The 16,405-nt window shown below is 65.2% G+C and carries 15 protein-coding genes and 1 tRNA gene; 10 read left to right on the plus strand and 6 right to left on the minus strand.

Features of this window, described 5'->3' with window-relative positions:
• Positions 1 to 706, plus strand: a 706-nt coding sequence (locus G3N97_RS26975) for a CopD family protein (protein ID WP_205996091.1), incomplete at its 5' end; no start/stop codon positions are given.
• A gap of 30 nt (positions 707 to 736) precedes the next feature.
• On the opposite strand, the gene G3N97_RS26980 is transcribed toward G3N97_RS26975, so the two are convergent.
• The gene (locus G3N97_RS26980; protein WP_205996097.1) at positions 737 to 1,036 is read right to left on the minus strand and encodes a hypothetical protein; all 300 of its coding nucleotides are present in this window, start codon (positions 1,034 to 1,036) and stop codon (positions 737 to 739) included.
• A 398-nt stretch (positions 1,037 to 1,434) separates the two neighbouring features.
• Positions 1,435 to 2,583, minus strand: coding sequence for a galactonate dehydratase (dgoD, locus tag G3N97_RS26985; protein WP_065059323.1), 1,149 nt, complete (start codon positions 2,581 to 2,583; stop codon positions 1,435 to 1,437).
• Between the two features lie 138 nt (positions 2,584 to 2,721).
• On the opposite strand from dgoD, the gene G3N97_RS26990 reads away from it, so the two are divergent.
• Positions 2,722 to 3,429, plus strand: a complete 708-nt coding sequence (locus tag G3N97_RS26990; RefSeq protein ID WP_346778122.1) for a FadR/GntR family transcriptional regulator — start codon at positions 2,722 to 2,724, stop codon at positions 3,427 to 3,429.
• 121 nt (positions 3,430 to 3,550) lie between these two features.
• Positions 3,551 to 4,561, plus strand: a complete 1,011-nt coding sequence (locus G3N97_RS26995; protein ID WP_241030850.1) for a sensor domain-containing diguanylate cyclase — start codon at positions 3,551 to 3,553, stop codon at positions 4,559 to 4,561.
• A gap of 101 nt (positions 4,562 to 4,662) precedes the next feature.
• Here G3N97_RS26995 and G3N97_RS27000 read toward each other — a convergent pair.
• The 4 genes from G3N97_RS27000 to G3N97_RS27015 all read right to left on the minus strand — a co-directional run bounded on the left by G3N97_RS27000 (position 4,663) and on the right by G3N97_RS27015 (position 9,206).
• Positions 4,663 to 4,739: transfer RNA gene (locus G3N97_RS27000), tRNA-Met, on the minus strand.
• A gap of 104 nt (positions 4,740 to 4,843) precedes the next feature.
• Entirely contained in the window at positions 4,844 to 6,502 is a 1,659-nt protein-coding gene (locus G3N97_RS27005) for an MFS transporter (RefSeq protein ID WP_205996093.1), read from the minus strand.
• Positions 6,503 to 6,812: 310 nt separating this feature from the next.
• Complete coding sequence (locus G3N97_RS27010; RefSeq protein WP_205996094.1) at positions 6,813 to 8,441, minus strand: sensor histidine kinase; 1,629 nt, start codon at positions 8,439 to 8,441, stop codon at positions 6,813 to 6,815.
• A gap of 12 nt (positions 8,442 to 8,453) precedes the next feature.
• On the minus strand, positions 8,454 to 9,206 hold the full coding sequence (locus tag G3N97_RS27015; RefSeq protein ID WP_205996095.1) for a response regulator transcription factor: 753 nt from the start codon (positions 9,204 to 9,206) through the stop codon (positions 8,454 to 8,456).
• Between the two features lie 237 nt (positions 9,207 to 9,443).
• Here G3N97_RS27015 and recA point away from each other — a divergent pair, with 237 nt between their 5' ends.
• The 7 genes from recA to G3N97_RS27050 form a co-directional block, all read left to right on the plus strand.
• Positions 9,444 to 10,520, plus strand: coding sequence for a recombinase RecA (gene recA / locus G3N97_RS27020; protein WP_065059317.1), 1,077 nt, complete (start codon positions 9,444 to 9,446; stop codon positions 10,518 to 10,520).
• A gap of 44 nt (positions 10,521 to 10,564) precedes the next feature.
• Positions 10,565 to 11,692, plus strand: coding sequence for a recombination regulator RecX (gene recX, locus G3N97_RS39645; RefSeq protein ID WP_346778121.1), 1,128 nt, complete (start codon positions 10,565 to 10,567; stop codon positions 11,690 to 11,692).
• A 130-nt stretch (positions 11,693 to 11,822) separates the two neighbouring features.
• Positions 11,823 to 12,515, plus strand: a complete 693-nt coding sequence (locus tag G3N97_RS27030) for a DUF2889 domain-containing protein (RefSeq protein ID WP_065059316.1) — start codon at positions 11,823 to 11,825, stop codon at positions 12,513 to 12,515.
• Positions 12,516 to 12,566: 51 nt separating this feature from the next.
• On the plus strand, positions 12,567 to 13,733 hold the full coding sequence (gene sucC / locus G3N97_RS27035; RefSeq protein ID WP_065059315.1) for an ADP-forming succinate--CoA ligase subunit beta: 1,167 nt from the start codon (positions 12,567 to 12,569) through the stop codon (positions 13,731 to 13,733).
• 94 nt (positions 13,734 to 13,827) lie between these two features.
• Entirely contained in the window at positions 13,828 to 14,709 is an 882-nt protein-coding gene (sucD, locus tag G3N97_RS27040) for a succinate--CoA ligase subunit alpha (RefSeq protein WP_065059314.1), read from the plus strand.
• A gap of 179 nt (positions 14,710 to 14,888) precedes the next feature.
• On the plus strand, positions 14,889 to 15,599 hold the full coding sequence (locus G3N97_RS27045; RefSeq protein ID WP_205996100.1) for a TerC family protein: 711 nt from the start codon (positions 14,889 to 14,891) through the stop codon (positions 15,597 to 15,599).
• A 183-nt stretch (positions 15,600 to 15,782) separates the two neighbouring features.
• On the plus strand, positions 15,783 to 16,405 hold a 623-nt coding region (locus tag G3N97_RS27050; protein WP_205996096.1), incomplete at its 3' end, for a pilin.

Consider the following 16,405-nt stretch of genomic DNA (forward strand, 5'->3'; position numbering starts at 1 on the left):
TAGTGCGTCGATCAGCGGCGAGACCTTGCCCGCGTCGTTCGGTGTGGTGCCGACCGTGCTTTCGCAGACGCACGTGGGACACGCGTGGTCGGTGGCGTTCGGCGGCGCGCTCGTCGTGCTGCTCGCCGCGTTCGCGGGCGCGAGCCCGGTGCGCGACGGCGTGCTGTGGCTCGCGCTGATCGCCGTCGCCGCGGGTCGCGCGGGTCTCGGTCACGCGGCCGATGCGGGCTTCGCCTCGGCCGCGCTCGGGCTGCACACGCTGCACGTGCTGAGCGCGAGCGCATGGAGCGGCATCGTGATGGCGGGTGGTCTCGCAGTGTTGCCGGCGCTGGGTACGTCGACGGCGCGCGGCGTGCTGATCCGCACGGCGGGCCAGCTCTCGAACGTCGCGCTGTTCGTGGTGGGACTCGTGCTCGCGACCGGCGTGTTCAACGCGCTGCGCGGCACCGGCGGCTCGCTCGATGCGCTCACGGGCAGCGAGTGGGGCCGCGTGCTGCTCGCCAAGCTCGTGCTGGTCGCGCTCGCACTCGCGCTCGGCGGCGTCAACCGCGTGATGGTGATGCCGGAGCTGCGGCGCGCCGCGTCGACGGGCGCGGCGCGCCGCTTCGTCAACGTGCTGCATCTCGAAGCGCTCGTGATGATGGCCATCCTCGTGATCGCGGCCGTGCTCGGTCATAGCGTGCCGGGCTACGTGTTGCAGGGCTGAAACACGCCGCCCTCGCGCGCGTGATCGCGCTTATTCGTAGCCGAGCCGATGACTGAGAATCGGCGAGAAGAACAGGGCGATCGCGCAACCGATCGCCTTGCCTTCGAGTTCCGCGAGCGCAAGCACCGATGACGGATGCGCGATCAGGTCGAAGAGCTGCGGCAGGCACCAGAGCACCGCGAACCCAATGAAGCTCTGTTCGACCATGAGAATGCGCCAGCCGCGCGTGCAGGCGACGGCGGCGGCGATCACGCGCATCAGGCCGAAAGTGACGAGCGCGCCTACGGCGGCCTGCTCTCGGATCAGGTAGTCGGGCAGCATCGCGTCCATGTGTATCCCCGTATCGTTGGATTTGTCGTACAGGGGATTCAGCAAGGAGCAGGCCAATGCGACTCAGTATTGCGCCTGGTGCGCCGCGCGCCGCGAACGCGATGCCGACGATGCGATGTTTTTGCCTTGCGCGCCAAGGCTTTAGCGACACACGCGAACACGTGCGCTATGTGCGAAAACGACGAACGCCGCGACCGCCCGAAGGCGAGACGCGGCGTGGCGGGCCCAAACCGGGCTGAAACGTTACGGCGCTGAAACGTGGCGCGCGAAACACGTCACGTAACGCAGGTGACGCGCGCTGTGTGTATCGCGGATGCACGCTTCGCGAAGCGCGCGATCATCGACGATCAACGTCGATCGACGGCATGATCGCGCCGCGATCTGTGCGCCAGCACACATCACCACTCGGCGACGCTGCCATCCTCGTGACGCCACACCGGATTGCGCCAGCGATGACCGACCTTCGCCATCTCGCGCACCTTCTCCTCGTTCACTTCGATGCCCAGACCCGGACCCTGCGGAATCGACACGAAGCCGTCTTCGTACTTGAAGACTTCCGGATTCTTGATGTAGTCGAGCAGGTCGTTGCCCTGGTTGTAGTGAATGCCGAGGCTCTGCTCCTGGATGAACGCGTTGTAGCTCACCGCGTCGATCTGCAGACAGGTGGCGAGCGCGATCGGACCGAGCGGGCAGTGGAGCGCGAGCGCCACGTCGTAGGCCTCGGCCATCGACGCGATCTTGCGGCATTCGGTGATCCCGCCCGCGTGCGAAGCGTCGGGCTGAATGATGTCGACGTAACCGCCCGCGAGAATGTGCTTGAAATCCCAGCGCGAGTAGAGACGCTCGCCGAGCGCGATCGGCGTGCTCGTCTGGTTGACGATGTCGCGCAGCGCCTCGACGTTCTCCGAAAGCACGGGCTCTTCGATGAACATCAGCTTGAACGGATCGAGTTCCTTCGCGAGCACCTTGGCCATCGGCTTGTGCACGCGGCCATGGAAATCCACGCCGATGCCGACGTTCGGGCCCACGGCCTCGCGCACGGCCGCGACGTTGTTGATCACGCCTTGCACCTTGTCGAAGGTGTCGATGATCTGCAGCTCTTCCGAGCCGTTCATCTTCACGGCCTTGAAGCCGCGATCGACCACGGCGCGGGCGTTGTTCGCGACGTCGCTCGGACGGTCGCCGCCGATCCACGAATAGACCTTGATCTTGTCGCGCACCTGACCGCCGAGCAGCGCGTGCACCGGCACGCCATGATGCTTGCCCTTGATGTCCCAGAGCGCCTGATCGACGCCTGCGATCGCGCTCATCGTGATCGGGCCGCCGCGGTAGAAGCCCGCGCGATACATCACCTGCCAGTGGTCTTCGATCAGCAGCGGATCCTTGCCGATCAGGTAGTCGGACAGTTCTTCGACGGCGGCGGCAACCGTGTGCGCGCGGCCTTCGACGACGGGCTCGCCCCAGCCGATGATGCCTTCGTCCGTTTCGATCTTGAGGAAGAGCCAGCGGGGCGGCACGACGAAGGTTTCGAGCTTGGTGATTTTCATGCGGTGTCTCCAGAACGGTTCGATGGGCGCACGGCGCGAGCGGCGGGCCCGGCGCGTCTCGGAGCACATGCTACTGCAAAATTCGCCTTTAAGTGCTATTAATAGTATTATTTTGCATCGGTTCCCATTATCTGGGCGATCGTCCCCTGCGAATACAAGGAGAACGTCATTCAGCGCGATCTGCACGGCACCGTCGCCTTCGAACTTGGCAGCGCGATCCTGCGCGGCGACTACGCGCCCGGCACGACGCTGCCTCGCGAAGCGGACCTGATGGAGCGCTTCGACGTGAGCCGCACGGTATTGCGCGAGGCGCTGCGCACGCTCACTTCGAAAGGGCTCGTGGAATCGCGGCCGAAGGTGGGCACGCGCGTGCGCTCGCGCGAAGCGTGGAACCTGCTCGACGCCGACGTGCTCGACTGGTACGCGCGCGTCGCGCCGCCGCTCGCGTTCGCGCTCAAGCTGCAGGAAATGCGCGAGATGATCGAGCCTTACGCCGCGCAGCTCGCGGCCGGCGCGCACGACGCCGTCTCGTTCGCCGATCTCGCCGACGCCCACACCGCGATGACCGACGCGCGCAACGTCGACGAATGGGTGCGCGCCGATCTGCGCTTTCACCTGGCCGTGCTCGCCGCTTGCCGCAACGAACTGCTGGTGCCGCTCGGCACGCTGATCGAGCGCACGCTCGAAGGGCAGTTGCGCGTGAACGCCAAGCGCGCCGATGTGTTCAACGCGGCGCTGCCGGATCACACGAAAGTGTTCGACGCGATCGCGCGGCGCGACGCCAATACGGCGCGCGAAGCGATGGCCGCGCTGCTGCGATTGACGCGCGAGCGCATCGAAGGCTGAGCCGAAACGGCGCGTAAAAAGACAACGCTCAGCGTCGACGCATGAGTTTGCTATGCTTGCGCGTCCCGCCCGTGGCGCGTCGATCCGCGCGAAAAGGGCCTATACGCAAACGTTTGACGCCATGAAAAACGACCTCGGCGGCCCTCGGCTCGACAACGCCACGCTCCTCGAAATCATCCGCGCGCAATCCGATATCGCGAGACTCGGCCTCGACCTCGGCGGCGTGATGGCCTTCGTCGCCGAACGCACCGAACATCTGACCGGCGCCCAAGGCGCGGCCGTCGAACTCGCCGAAGGCGGCGAGATGGTCTATCGCGCGGCGTCGGGCAGCGTGGCCGGCATGCTGGGCCTGCGCCTCGCGCGCGAATCGAGCCTCTCCGGGCTGTGCGTGAGCAGCGGCGAAATCCTGCGCTGCGACGACTCCGAAGCCGATCCGCGCGTGGACCGCGAAGCGTGCCGCCGCGTCGGCCTGCGCTCGATGATCGTCACGCCGCTCAAGCATCTCGATGCGACCGTGGGCGTGCTGAAGGTGGTGGCGCCCGAAGTCGGCGCCTTCGACGACGACGACATCGAAACGCTCTCGCTGATGTCCGGCCTGATCGCAGCCGCGATGTTCCACGCCGCGCGCCACGAAACGAGCGAACTCTATCTGCGCGCAACGCACGACGCGCTCACCGGCCTGCCGAACCGCGCGCTGTTCTACGACCGTCTGCGTCAGTCGGTCGATCTGGCGGTGCGATCGGAGGGCGGCCTGGGCGTGCTCAACTTCGACATGGACGGACTCAAGCCGATCAACGATCGCTACGGCCATCGCGCGGGCGACGCGGCGATCCGGGAGACGGCGGCGCGCATCGCGAGCAACAGCCGCCGCGTGGATACGGCCGCGCGCGTGGGCGGCGACGAATTCGCGATGATCTTGCCGGGTATCGATGGCCGCAGCGACGCGGAAGGGTATTCGCGGCGGATTCGCGAGAAGGTCGGCGAGCCGTTCGAATTCGAAGGACAGACGATCGAACTGGGCGTGAGCGTGGGCGTGGCAGTGCTGCCGGAAGACGGCCTGGAAATGACGCGGCTGCTCGATCACGCGGATCAGGCGATGTATGTGGCGAAGCGGGGGAAGAGCGGGGGATGAGGGGCTGGGCTTCGCGCTGAGCAAGATGCAGCGCGAAGTCTGAAAAAGCGGCGCGGGAATAGAAAAAGCCGCTGTCCTTGTGGGACAGCGGCTTTCGCATTTGGTGGCGAATCAGGGATTCGAACCCCGGACCTGCGGATTATGATTCCGTCGCTCTAACCGGCTGAGCTAATTCGCCTAAGAAGAGAGATTATGCGGGTGGCCCTGAGGTCTGTCAAGCACTATCTTCAACTTTTTTCGAGACCACCGGGCCGGGGCTAAATCGGCCGGATCAACACAGAATCAATCCTGCGCGTAGATATCCGAGTCCTTCGTCTCCTTCACGAACAGCATGCCGATCACGAAGGTCGCCAGCGCGATGATGATCGGATACCAGAGGCCCGAGTAGATATCGCCTCGCGCCGCCACGATCGCGAACGCCGTCGCGGGCAGGAAGCCGCCGAACCAGCCATTGCCGATGTGATAGGGCAGCGACATCGACGTATAGCGGATGCGCGTCGGGAACATCTCCACCAGCATCGCCGCAATCGGCCCGTACACCATCGTCACGAAGATCACGAGGATGGTCAGCACCACTACGCTCATCGGCCAGTTGAGTTGCGCCGGGTCGGCCTTGAGCGGATAGCCCGCGTTCTTCAACGCGCCCGAGAGCGTCTTGTCGAACGCCGCGCCGGCTTCCTTCGCGCCTGGCGCCTTGCCGTCGAAGGTGTCGATGGTCGTGTCGCCCACCTTGATCTGCGCGAGCGTGCCCGCCGGTGCGGCCACGTTCGAGTAGTTCAGGCCGGCTTTCGAGAGCGCGCTCTTGGCGATGTCACACGAACTCGTGAACTTCGACGTGCCGACCGGGTTGAACTGGAACGAGCACTCGTCGGGGTTCGCGATCACGACGATCGGCGCGCGCGCCGTGGCCGCTTCGAGCGCCGGATTCGCGTAGTGCGTGAGCGCCTTGAAGAGCGGGAAGTAGGTCAGCGCGGCGATCAGGCAGCCGGCCATGATGATCGGCTTGCGGCCGATCTTGTCCGACAGCGAGCCGAAGAACAGGAAGAACGGCGTGCCGATCAGCAGCGCCAGCGCGATCAGGATGTTGGCGCTCGCGCCGTCGACCTTGAGCGTCTGCGTGAGGAAGAATAGCGCGTAGAACTGGCCCGTGTACCAGACCACGGCCTGGCCCGCCGTCACGCCGATCAGCGCGAGGATCACGACCTTGAGGTTCTTCCACTGGCCGAACGCTTCCGAGAGCGGCGCCTTCGAGATCTTGCCTTCGGCCTTGATGCGCTTGAATGCCGGCGATTCGTCGAGTTGCAGACGGATCCAGACCGAGACCGCGAGCAGCAGGATCGACGCGACGAACGGCACGCGCCAGGCCCAGGCGCCGAACGCTTCCTCGCCGACGGTCGTGCGCACGCCGAGGATCACGAGCAGCGAGAGGAACAGGCCGAGCGTGGCGGTCGTCTGGATCCAGGCGGTGTAGAAGCCGCGGCGTCCGGGCGGTGCGTGTTCGGCGACGTAGGTCGCCGCGCCGCCGTACTCGCCGCCGAGCGCGAGGCCCTGCAGCAGACGCATGAGGATGAAGATCACCGGCGCCGCAATGCCGATCGACGCATAGCCTGGCAGGAAGCCGACCACGAAGGTCGACAGACCCATGATGACGATGGTGACGAGGAACGTGTGCTTGCGGCCGACGAGGTCGCCCAGACGCCCGAACACGATCGCGCCGAACGGACGCACGGCGAAGCCCGCCGCGAAGCCGAGCAGCGTGAAGATGAAGCCCGCCGTGGGGTTCACGCCCGAGAAGAAGCTTTTGCTGATGAAGGCCGCGAGCGAGCCGGCCAGATAGAAGTCGTACCACTCGAACACGGTGCCGAGGGACGACGCGAAGATCACGCGTTTTTCGTCCTTGGTCATCGGCGCGTGCGAGACTTGTCCGCCAACGGTTGCCATAGATGTCTCCAGTTTTGATATGCGTGTGGGGCCGCCCCGCAGTCGCGGTCGCGGCGGTCCTGCGATGCATTATTCGAACGGAAACTTACGGGGTTCTGACGAGCGGGTGGGGCGGGTGAGTGGGCCGGTGAGGCTGTTTGCGTGAGATAACGTCGCGCAAAAGTAATTAATATGAATTCAACGTCTCGCTAAATTCATTAAATCTAAATTCCATGTGTTGCCTGGTAGCGCGCCGCTAAGGGAAAGTCCCATCCCGCCTGACGCCCAGGATTTCACCTGATGCCGTCAGTTTCGGCGTCGTAATCGACGTTCAGACTGCGCCGCGCATCGCGAGCGTCACGCGCACGAGTGTCCCCGCGAGGCGCGGCGAGTCCTGATAGACGTTGTCGTCGATGGTGAGCGCGCCGCCGTGCATCGTCACGATCTCGCGCACGATCGCGAGGCCGAGACCGCTGCCGTCGCCGTCGCGCCCGAGGATGCGATAGAAGCGCTCGAGCACGCGCTCGCGCTCGGCGGCCGGAATGCCGATGCCGGTGTCCTCCACCTCCAGATGCACGGCGCGCGCCGCCGGTTCGGGCCGCACGCGCACGGTGATGCGCCCACCTGCGGGCGTGTAGCGGATCGCGTTGTCGATCAGGTTCGAGAGCATTTCGCGCAGCATCACCGGATTGCCGTCGACGAGCACGGGCGCGTTATCCGGCGCGTTTTCCGCCGTTTCACGCTCGTCCGCGCCCGGATTGTCGGGGCCTTCGTAGCCCAGATCCATACGCTTGGCGAGCGCGGGCTGCACCCAGTCGCGCACCGCGAGGCGCGCCGCGTCGGCGATATCGACAGGCTGGAAAATCTGCCCCGTCATGCGGTTTTCGGCGCGCGCGAGCGCGAGCAGCTGCGTGACGAGCCGCGCGGCGTGCTCCGAACTCGTCGCGATCTGTTCGAGCGAGCGATGCACCTCGGCGGGCGCGTCGTGGCGCAGCGCGAGTTCGGCTTGCGTGCGCAGACCCGCGAGCGGCGTTTTCATCTGATGCGCGGCGTCGGCGATAAAGCGCTTTTGCAGCTGCATGTTCTGTTCGAGGCGCGTGAGCAGGTCGTTGAACGAGGTCACGAGCGGCTCGATTTCGGGCGGCGCGCGGCGCGCTTCGAGCGGCGAGAGATCGTCGGGGCGGCGCGTGCGCATGTTCGACTGCAGCGCGTGCAGCGGCGCGAGGCCGCGCGAGAGCCCGAACCAGACCAGCAGGATCGCGAGCGGCAGAATCACGAACTGCGGCAGGATCACGCCCTTGATGATGTCGTTGGCGAGCGCCCGGCGCTTGTCGAGCGTTTCGGCGACCTGAACCAGCACGGGCTGCCCACCGCTCAGATGCGTGGGCTCGACCGTCGTATAGGCGACGCGGATGTCGATGCCGTGCAGCGTGTCGTCGCGGAACTCGACGAGGCCCGGCGACGGGCGGTCGTCGTCGTGCGGCAGCGGCATGTCGCGGTCGCCGGCGACGAGTTCGCCGCGCGTGCCGAGCACCTGGTAATAGACGCTGTCGACGTTATCGGCGCGCAGGAAGTCGCGCGTGGAATCGGGCAGCGAGAGTTCGGCCACGCCGTTGACCGGATGGATCTGGCGCGCGAGCACGTAGGCGTCGGTTTCGAGCGCGCGGTCGAACGGCCCGTTGGCGATTGACTTCGCGACCAGATACGTCACCGCGATGCTCATCGGCCAGAGCAGCAGCAGCGGCGCGAGCATCCAGTCGAGAATCTCGCCGAACAGCGAGCGCGGACGCTTGTCGCCGGCGTCGGCGGATTCGGCTTCGTCGGGCGGGGCGAACGGATTGGCGTAGCGGGCGTCGCGCGCGGCGCTGTTGAGCGTGTCTTTGTTGGCGGCGGTCGTCCTGCGCGCCGGCGCGGCCGGCGGTGTGGCGCCGGTCGGCGCGGGGCGCGCGGGCCCGGCCATGATGGTGCGCGCTTACTTGTAGTAGTGGCTGGCGGGCATCGCGGGCGCTGCCGTCGATGCGCCTGCCGTACTGACCGCGCCGGCGTCCTTCGCGCCGTTCGCTTCCTTCTCGAGACAGTAGCCGAGGCCGCGCACGGTCACGATGCGCACACCGCCCGCTTCGAGCTTCTTGCGCAGGCGGTGCACGTAGACCTCGATCGCGTTGTTGCTGACTTCCTCGCCCCATTCGCACAGGTGATCGACGAGCTGTTCCTTCGAGACGAGCCGCCCGAGCCGTTGCAGCAGCACTTCGAGCACGCCGAGTTCGCGCGCCGACAGATCGAGCACCTGCTCGTTGATGCGCGCGACGCGCCCGACCTGATCGAAGGCGAGCGCGCCGTGGCGCACGACGGTCGGGCCGCCGCCCGCGCCGCGCCGCGTGAGTGCGCGCACGCGCGCTTCGAGCTCGTTGAGCGCGAAGGGCTTGGCCATGTAATCGTCGGCGCCGAGGTCGAGTCCTTTGACGCGTTCATCGACGCTGTCGGCGGCCGTGAGGATCAGGACGGGGAGGTTGGAATTGCGCGCGCGCAAACGGCGCAGCACTTCGAGGCCCGTCATTCTGGGCAGGCCGAGATCGAGAATCAGCAGGTCGAACGACTGCATCGACAAGGCCGTATCGGCGTCCACGCCGGTCGGCACGTGATCGACGGCATAGCCCGATTGGCGGAGTGATCGGACCAGACCATCCGCGAGTATGCTGTCGTCTTCGGCAATGAGAATTCGCATGATGCGCCTGCGTCGAGTCAGGCCTCGCCGCGCCTGTGCCCTGCCGCACGAGGGGCGGGCGGCGCGCGGCGGTCTCCTGGTCAATTTGCGGTTTGGGCTGGCGCGTACGAAAAAGCGTGTGAAAACGCGCTTGCCAAAACCACTGTTTTTTTATACAGTGTCTGCGTTCATGCGTGTGTGTGCAAAAGCACGCCCGCATCGTCACGAGACGCCGTTCATCATAGCAAAGGACGATTCATGGAAGATAGCAAGAAAGGCTCGGCTGGGCTGACTGCTGAAAAGGGCAAGGCGCTGGCTGCCGCGCTCGCGCAGATCGAAAAGCAGTTCGGCAAAGGGTCGATCATGCGACTCGGCGACGGCGATGCGGTCGAAAACATTCAGGTGGTGTCCACCGGCTCGCTCGGTCTCGACATCGCGCTCGGCGTCGGCGGCCTGCCGCGCGGCCGTGTGGTCGAAATCTACGGTCCGGAATCGTCGGGTAAGACCACGCTCACGCTGCAGGTGATCGCAGAGCTGCAAAAGCTCGGCGGCACGGCGGCGTTCATCGACGCGGAACACGCGCTCGACGTTCAGTACGCCGCGAAGCTCGGCGTGAACGTGCCGGAACTGCTCATCTCGCAGCCGGACACGGGCGAACAGGCGCTTGAAATCACCGACGCGCTGGTGCGCTCGGGCTCGATCGACATGATCGTCATCGACTCGGTCGCGGCACTCGTGCCGAAGGCTGAAATCGAAGGCGAAATGGGCGACTCGCTGCCGGGTCTGCAGGCGCGTCTGATGTCGCAGGCGCTGCGCAAGCTCACCGGCACGATCAAGAAGACGAACTGCATGGTGATCTTCATTAACCAGATTCGTATGAAGATCGGCGTGATGTTCGGCAATCCGGAAACCACCACCGGTGGTAACGCGCTGAAGTTCTACTCGTCGGTGCGTCTGGACATTCGTCGTATCGGTTCGATCAAGAAGAACGACGAAGTCATCGGCAGCGAAACGCGCGTGAAGGTCGTCAAGAACAAGGTCTCGCCGCCGTTCCGCGAAGCCGTGTTCGACATCCTCTACGGCGAAGGCATCTCGCGTCAGGGCGAAATCATCGACCTGGGCGTGCAGGCCAAGATCGTCGACAAGGCAGGTGCGTGGTACAGCTATAACGGCGAACGCATTGGTCAGGGCAAGGACAACGCACGCGAATTCCTGCGCGAAAACGCAGACATCGCCCGCGAGATTGAAAACCGCATCCGCGAATCGCTTGGCGTGAACGCCATGCCGGACGGTGTTGCCGACACCGGCGAAGTCGAAATCGCAGACGAAGAATAAGTTCTGAATCGGGCCCGGAAAGGGTGGCACGAGGTGGCACGACTGTGATGCGCAAGCGCGGGTTCGCCTCGGCGCCGTCTGAGGCCGCGAAGGCTTCGTCCTCGACTTCGAGCGAGGCGGAGCACCTGCGTGAAGCCAGCAGTGGTGCGCGGGGCGCGAATCGGCGCTCCCTTTCCGCTTCCGGGTCTGCTTCTGGGTCTGCGTCCGGATCCGCCCCCGATCATTCCGGGGAATTCGCCCGAGTTTCATCTGGTACTACCTCGCAAAGCCGCGACGCCCATTCGGGCGATCGCGGCTTTGTGCATTCCGAGCCTCAACTTTTGTCCCATTCCTCCACGCCCGATCTCGACGACGAAGGCGGCGCGGTGTTCGAAGTGCCGTTCGAGGCATTTTTCGACGCGCCCGTCGATGCCGGTAGCGCCATCGCTCCCTCGTCGCCATCGTCTGAACCGACTGCTGTGCGCCGCGCATCTGCACCTGAATCCTCATCTGACTCCCTATCGGATTCCGAAGCGCGCCGCGCACCGCGCGCGGCCAGGCAGTCGTTCGCTCGTCCCACCGCCCGCCGCGACGAAGTCGACGAGCGCGAATCGTTCGACGCGCACGACAGGGCGCGCGCGGTAGAAAAAGCGCTCGAAGACGGCGGCGACGGCTACGAGCGCACATCCACGATGCGCGCCGCACGCAAGGCCAACGCCGCCGCCAACAGTCGCCAGCGTCCCGAGCGCTCGCTCAAGGGCCGCGCGCTCGGCTACCTTTCGCGTCGCGAGTACAGCCGGGCGGAACTCTCGCGCAAGCTCATGGCGTACACCGAAAACGCCGATGAACTAGAGGCACTCCTCGACACGCTCGAGCGCGACGGCTGGCTCTCGGACGCGCGCTTCGCCGAAAGCGTCGTTTATCGCCGCGCCTCACGGGTCGGCGCGGGACGCATCGTCAGCGAACTCAAACGTCATGCGGTGGGCGAGGAACTCATCGAGGAAGTGAGCACGCAGTTGCGCGAGACGGAACTTGTGCGCGCCCGCGCCGTCTGGAAGAAGAAGTACGGCCAGTTGCCCGAGACGCCCGCCGAGCGCGCGCGTCAGGCGCGTTTTCTCGCTGCGCGCGGTTTTTCGATGTCGATCATCGGCAAAATTCTCAAAGGCTTCGAGGGCGGCTTCGAAGGCGATTAGCTGGAAAATTGAACCGCCTGGCTCAAAAATAGCTTGATATCCGCGGCGCATGGGGCCAGCGAGATCGCTGCTGTCTCAAATACCCGGTATGCTAAACTCGAGAAGTTTTCCAATCCGGTCTTACCAACGCATGCCGCTTCCCCCGCCAGCGCCCCGTCAGTTGCGTCATCAGCGCGCGATCAGGGCGGTCGCCTATGAGCGCGAGGACGGCCTGTGGGACATCGACGCGTGTCTGACGGATCATAAGTCACGCGACGTGCCGCTTGCATCCGGTGTCCGGCCCAACGGTTTGCCGATCCATGAACTCTGGCTCCGCATCACGATCGATCGCAAGCTCAATGTCGTCGACGCTCACGCGTCGTCCGACTGGGTGCCTTACGACGGTCAGTGCCAGAACGCCAATCCTGCCTATCGGGCCCTTATCGGGCTCAATCTCCTCCAGAACTTCCGCCGCGAAGCGGGCCGGCTCCTCGCCGGCACGGCTGGCTGCACGCATCTCACCGAAATGTTGGGCGTGTTGCCGACGGCCGCTATCCAGGCGTTTGTCGGAGCAGTGTGGGATTCTTCTAACGGTTCTCCGGGCGAAGCGTCCGGACCGGAATTCGGCAAGACCGCCGACGGCGAAGCCGCCGGTGAACAACCGCCTTTCCAGCTCGGCCGCTGCCACGCGCTGCGGTTCGACGGTGAAGCGGTCAAGCAGTTTTATCCGCGCTGGTACGGACACGTGCCGCGTTCGAAAGAGCGTGGCGCGGACGTCGCCAGCGTGCGCGAAGACCTGGGCCCGGGCCGAGAGGGCAAGGCCGACGCCGTCGCGCATGAATAACAACAGCGGAAACGAAGTTCACTCCAACTCTCAGACTGAAGGGAATCACGCATGAAGATTCACGAGTACCAGGGTAAGGAAATCCTCCGGAAGTTCGGCGTCGCGGTACCGCGCGGCACGCCGGTTTTCTCGGTGGATGACGCGGTCAAGGCCGCTGAAGAGCTGGGCGGTCCGGTGTGGGTCGTCAAGGCCCAGATTCACGCGGGCGGCCGCGGCAAGGGCGGCGGCGTGAAGGTTGCCAAGACGCTGGATCAAGTGCGCGAATACGCGAGCCAGATCCTCGGCATGCAACTGGTCACGCACCAGACCGGTCCGGAAGGCCAGAAGGTCAACCGTCTGCTGATCGAAGAAGGCGCCGACATCAAGCAGGAACTGTATGTCAGCCTCGTCGTCGATCGCGTCTCGCAGAAGATCGTGCTGATGGGTTCGAGCGAAGGCGGCATGGACATCGAGGAAGTGGCCGAGAAGCATCCGGAGCTCATCCACAAGGTCATCGTCGATCCGAACACGGGCCTGCTCGACGCGCAAGCCGACGACCTCGCCGCGAAGATCGGCGTGCCGGCTGCGTCGATTCCGCAAGCTCGCGTGATCCTGCAAGGCCTGTACAAGGCATTCTGGGAAACCGACGCGTCGCTGGCCGAAATCAACCCGCTGAACGTGTCGAGCAACGGCACGGTCACCGCACTCGACGCCAAGTTCAACTTCGATTCGAACGCGCTCTTCCGTCATCCGGAAATCGTCGCTTACCGCGACCTGGACGAAGAAGATCCGGCTGAAATCGAAGCGTCGAAGTTCGACCTCGCGTACATCTCGCTCGACGGCAACATTGGCTGTCTGGTGAACGGCGCGGGCCTCGCGATGGCCACGATGGACACGATCAAGCTGTTCGGCGGCGAACCGGCGAACTTCCTCGACGTGGGCGGCGGCGCGACGACCGAGAAGGTCACGGAAGCGTTCAAGCTCATGCTGACGAATCCGGGCCTGAAGGCGATCCTCGTGAACATCTTCGGCGGCATCATGCGCTGCGACGTGATCGCGGAAGGCGTGATCGCTGCATCGAAGGCCGTTGACCTGAAGGTGCCGCTCGTCGTGCGCATGAAGGGCACGAACGAGGACCTCGGCAAGAAGATGCTGGCCGACTCGGGCCTGCCGATCATCTCGGCGGACAGCATGGAAGAGGCCGCGCAGAAGGTTGTCGCGGCTGCCGAAGGCAAGTAATTTTCACCGGATACGAATGGCGTGCGTGCCGGCGCGAATTCCGCATCCGTGCGGAAGACGCGACGCATCGCGCCAAGCGAACAGAGGTCAATACATGTCGATTCTGATTAACAAAGACACCAAGGTCATCACGCAGGGCATCACCGGCAAGACCGGTCAGTTCCACACCCGTGCCTGCCGTGAATACGCCAACGGCCGCGAAGCATTCGTCGCGGGCGTGAACCCGAAGAAGGCCGGCGAAGACTTCGAAGGCATTCCCATCTACGCGAACGTGCGTGATGCGAAGGAAGCCACGGGCGCGACCGTGTCGGTCATCTACGTGCCGCCCGCGGGCGCAGCCGCAGCGATCTGGGAAGCCGTCGAGGCCGACCTCGATCTCGCGATCTGCATCACGGAAGGCATTCCCGTGCGCGACATGATCGAAGTGAAGGACCGTATGCGCCGCGAAGGCCGCAAGACGCTGCTCCTCGGCCCGAACTGCCCCGGCACGATCACGCCGGACGAGCTGAAGATCGGCATCATGCCGGGTCACATCCACCGTAAGGGCCGCATCGGCGTCGTGTCGCGTTCGGGCACGCTGACGTACGAAGCGGTTGCCCAGCTGACCGCACTCGGCCTCGGCCAGTCGTCGGCAGTCGGTATCGGCGGCGATCCGATCAACGGTCTGAAGCACATCGACGTCATGAAGATGTTCAACGACGATCCGGATACGGACGCCGTGATCATGATTGGCGAAATCGGCGGTCCGGACGAAGCGACGGCAGCCGAGTGGATCAAGGGCAACATGAAGAAGCCGGTCGTCGGCTTCATCGCGGGCGTCACGGCGCCCCCGGGCAAGCGCATGGGCCACGCCGGCGCGCTGATCTCGGGCGGTGCGGATACGGCCGAAGCGAAGCTGGAAATCATGGACGCGTGCGGCATCAAGGTCACGCGCAACCCGTCGGAAATGGGCCGTCTGCTGAAGTCGGTGCTGTAATTTGCAGATAACGCGGCGTCGCGCGCATCACGTATGCGCGGGGCGCTGGCGTTTTTTGCTATGCTTGCGGAATCCTTTCACGAGGTTTCCGAACAAAAGCGAGGGAGCCAGTCATGGCGGCCTCGCTTTTTTATTTGGCGCGCGGTTTTCAGGCGCGCGCAACCCGACTTCCCGCATTCATGCTCGAATTCTTCGCGACGCTCCACTGGGGCGCTGTCATCCAGATCATCGTCATCGACATTCTGCTCGGTGGCGACAACGCCGTCGTGATCGCGCTGGCGTGCCGCGATCTGCCCGCGCAGCAGCGTCTGCGCGGCATTCTCTGGGGCACCGTCGGCGCGATCGCGCTGCGCGTCGTGTTGATCGCCTTCGCGGTCGTGCTGCTCAATGTGCCGCTGCTCAAGTTCACGGGCGGGCTGCTGCTGCTGTGGATCGGCGTGCGCCTGCTCGCGCCGTCGCATCTCGAACATGCCGACGTGAAGCCCTCCGACAAGCTGCTCGGCGCGATCAAGACCATCATCGTCGCCGATGCGGTGATGAGCCTCGACAACGTCGTGGCCATCGCGGGCGCGGCCGAAGCCGCCGATCCGCGTCATCGCATCGCGCTGGTGATTTTCGGGCTGATGGTCAGCATTCCGCTGATCGTCTGGGGCAGCCAGCTCGTGCTCAAACTGCTCGACCGCTATCCGGTGATCGTCACGCTGGGCGCGGCGCTGCTCGGCTGGATCGCGGGCGGGCTGATCGTCAACGATCCGGCCGGCGACCGCTGGCCGCTGCTCGATACGCCGCTCGCCGAATACGGCATGTGCGTGGCGGGCGCGGTGTTCGTGGTGGTGCTCGGCCATGTGCTCAGGCGTCGCAACGCGCGGCGCGCGCAGGGCTCGCATTGAGGATGGGGCGCGTGTGCGCGCTGCCTTTGTCGGCTGATGCTGACAATAGCCGCTGACAGTACGCACCGACAGCGCCGCGCCTAAGCCATCTGGCCGACTGCACCGCGCGAGGTCTCGCCGATACGATCGAAACGCCTGTTCACCCTTCGGTGGCAGGCGTTTCCCGTTTCAGGAGCCCTGACGATGATCGTTTCCCTGCTTGCCTCAACGGCCTTCGCGCGCGACGCGCTGGCTGGCCGCCCATTTGCGCCATTCGCTCCATTCGATCGATTCCATCGATTCACGCCGGTCACGCGCTTCATCCGCTTCGTACGCACCTGCGCCGCGCGCGGTTTCACGCTCATCGAATTGATGATCGTGCTCGCGATCGTCGGCGTGATCGCGGCGTATGCGATTCCCGCCTATCAGGACTACCTCGCGCGCAGCCGCGTGGGCGAAGGCCTCGCGCTCGCGGCCGCGGCGCGCCTCGCGGTGGCGGAGAACGCCGCGAGCGGCAACGCCTTCGACGCCGGTTACACCGCGCCGCCGGGCACGCGCAACGTGACCTCGGTGCTGGTGGACGACGCAACCGGACAGATCACCGTGAGCTTCACCACGCGCATCGCGCCCGACGGCAGCAACACGCTCGTGCTCGTGCCGTCGTTGCCCGACAACGCGGAAGCGCCCACGGCGCGCGTCGCGCTCGCGCAAGGCACCGTGCAGGGCGGCACGCTCACGTGGGAATGCTTCGCGGGCGGCAAGACGGCTTCGTCGCTCGGGGCGCCGGGCGCGGGCCCGGCGCCGTCCGATGCGGCCACGCTGCCGGG

The organism is Paraburkholderia sp. Ac-20347, from assembly GCF_017104805.1.
GTDB lineage: Bacteria > Pseudomonadota > Gammaproteobacteria > Burkholderiales > Burkholderiaceae > Paraburkholderia > Paraburkholderia tropica.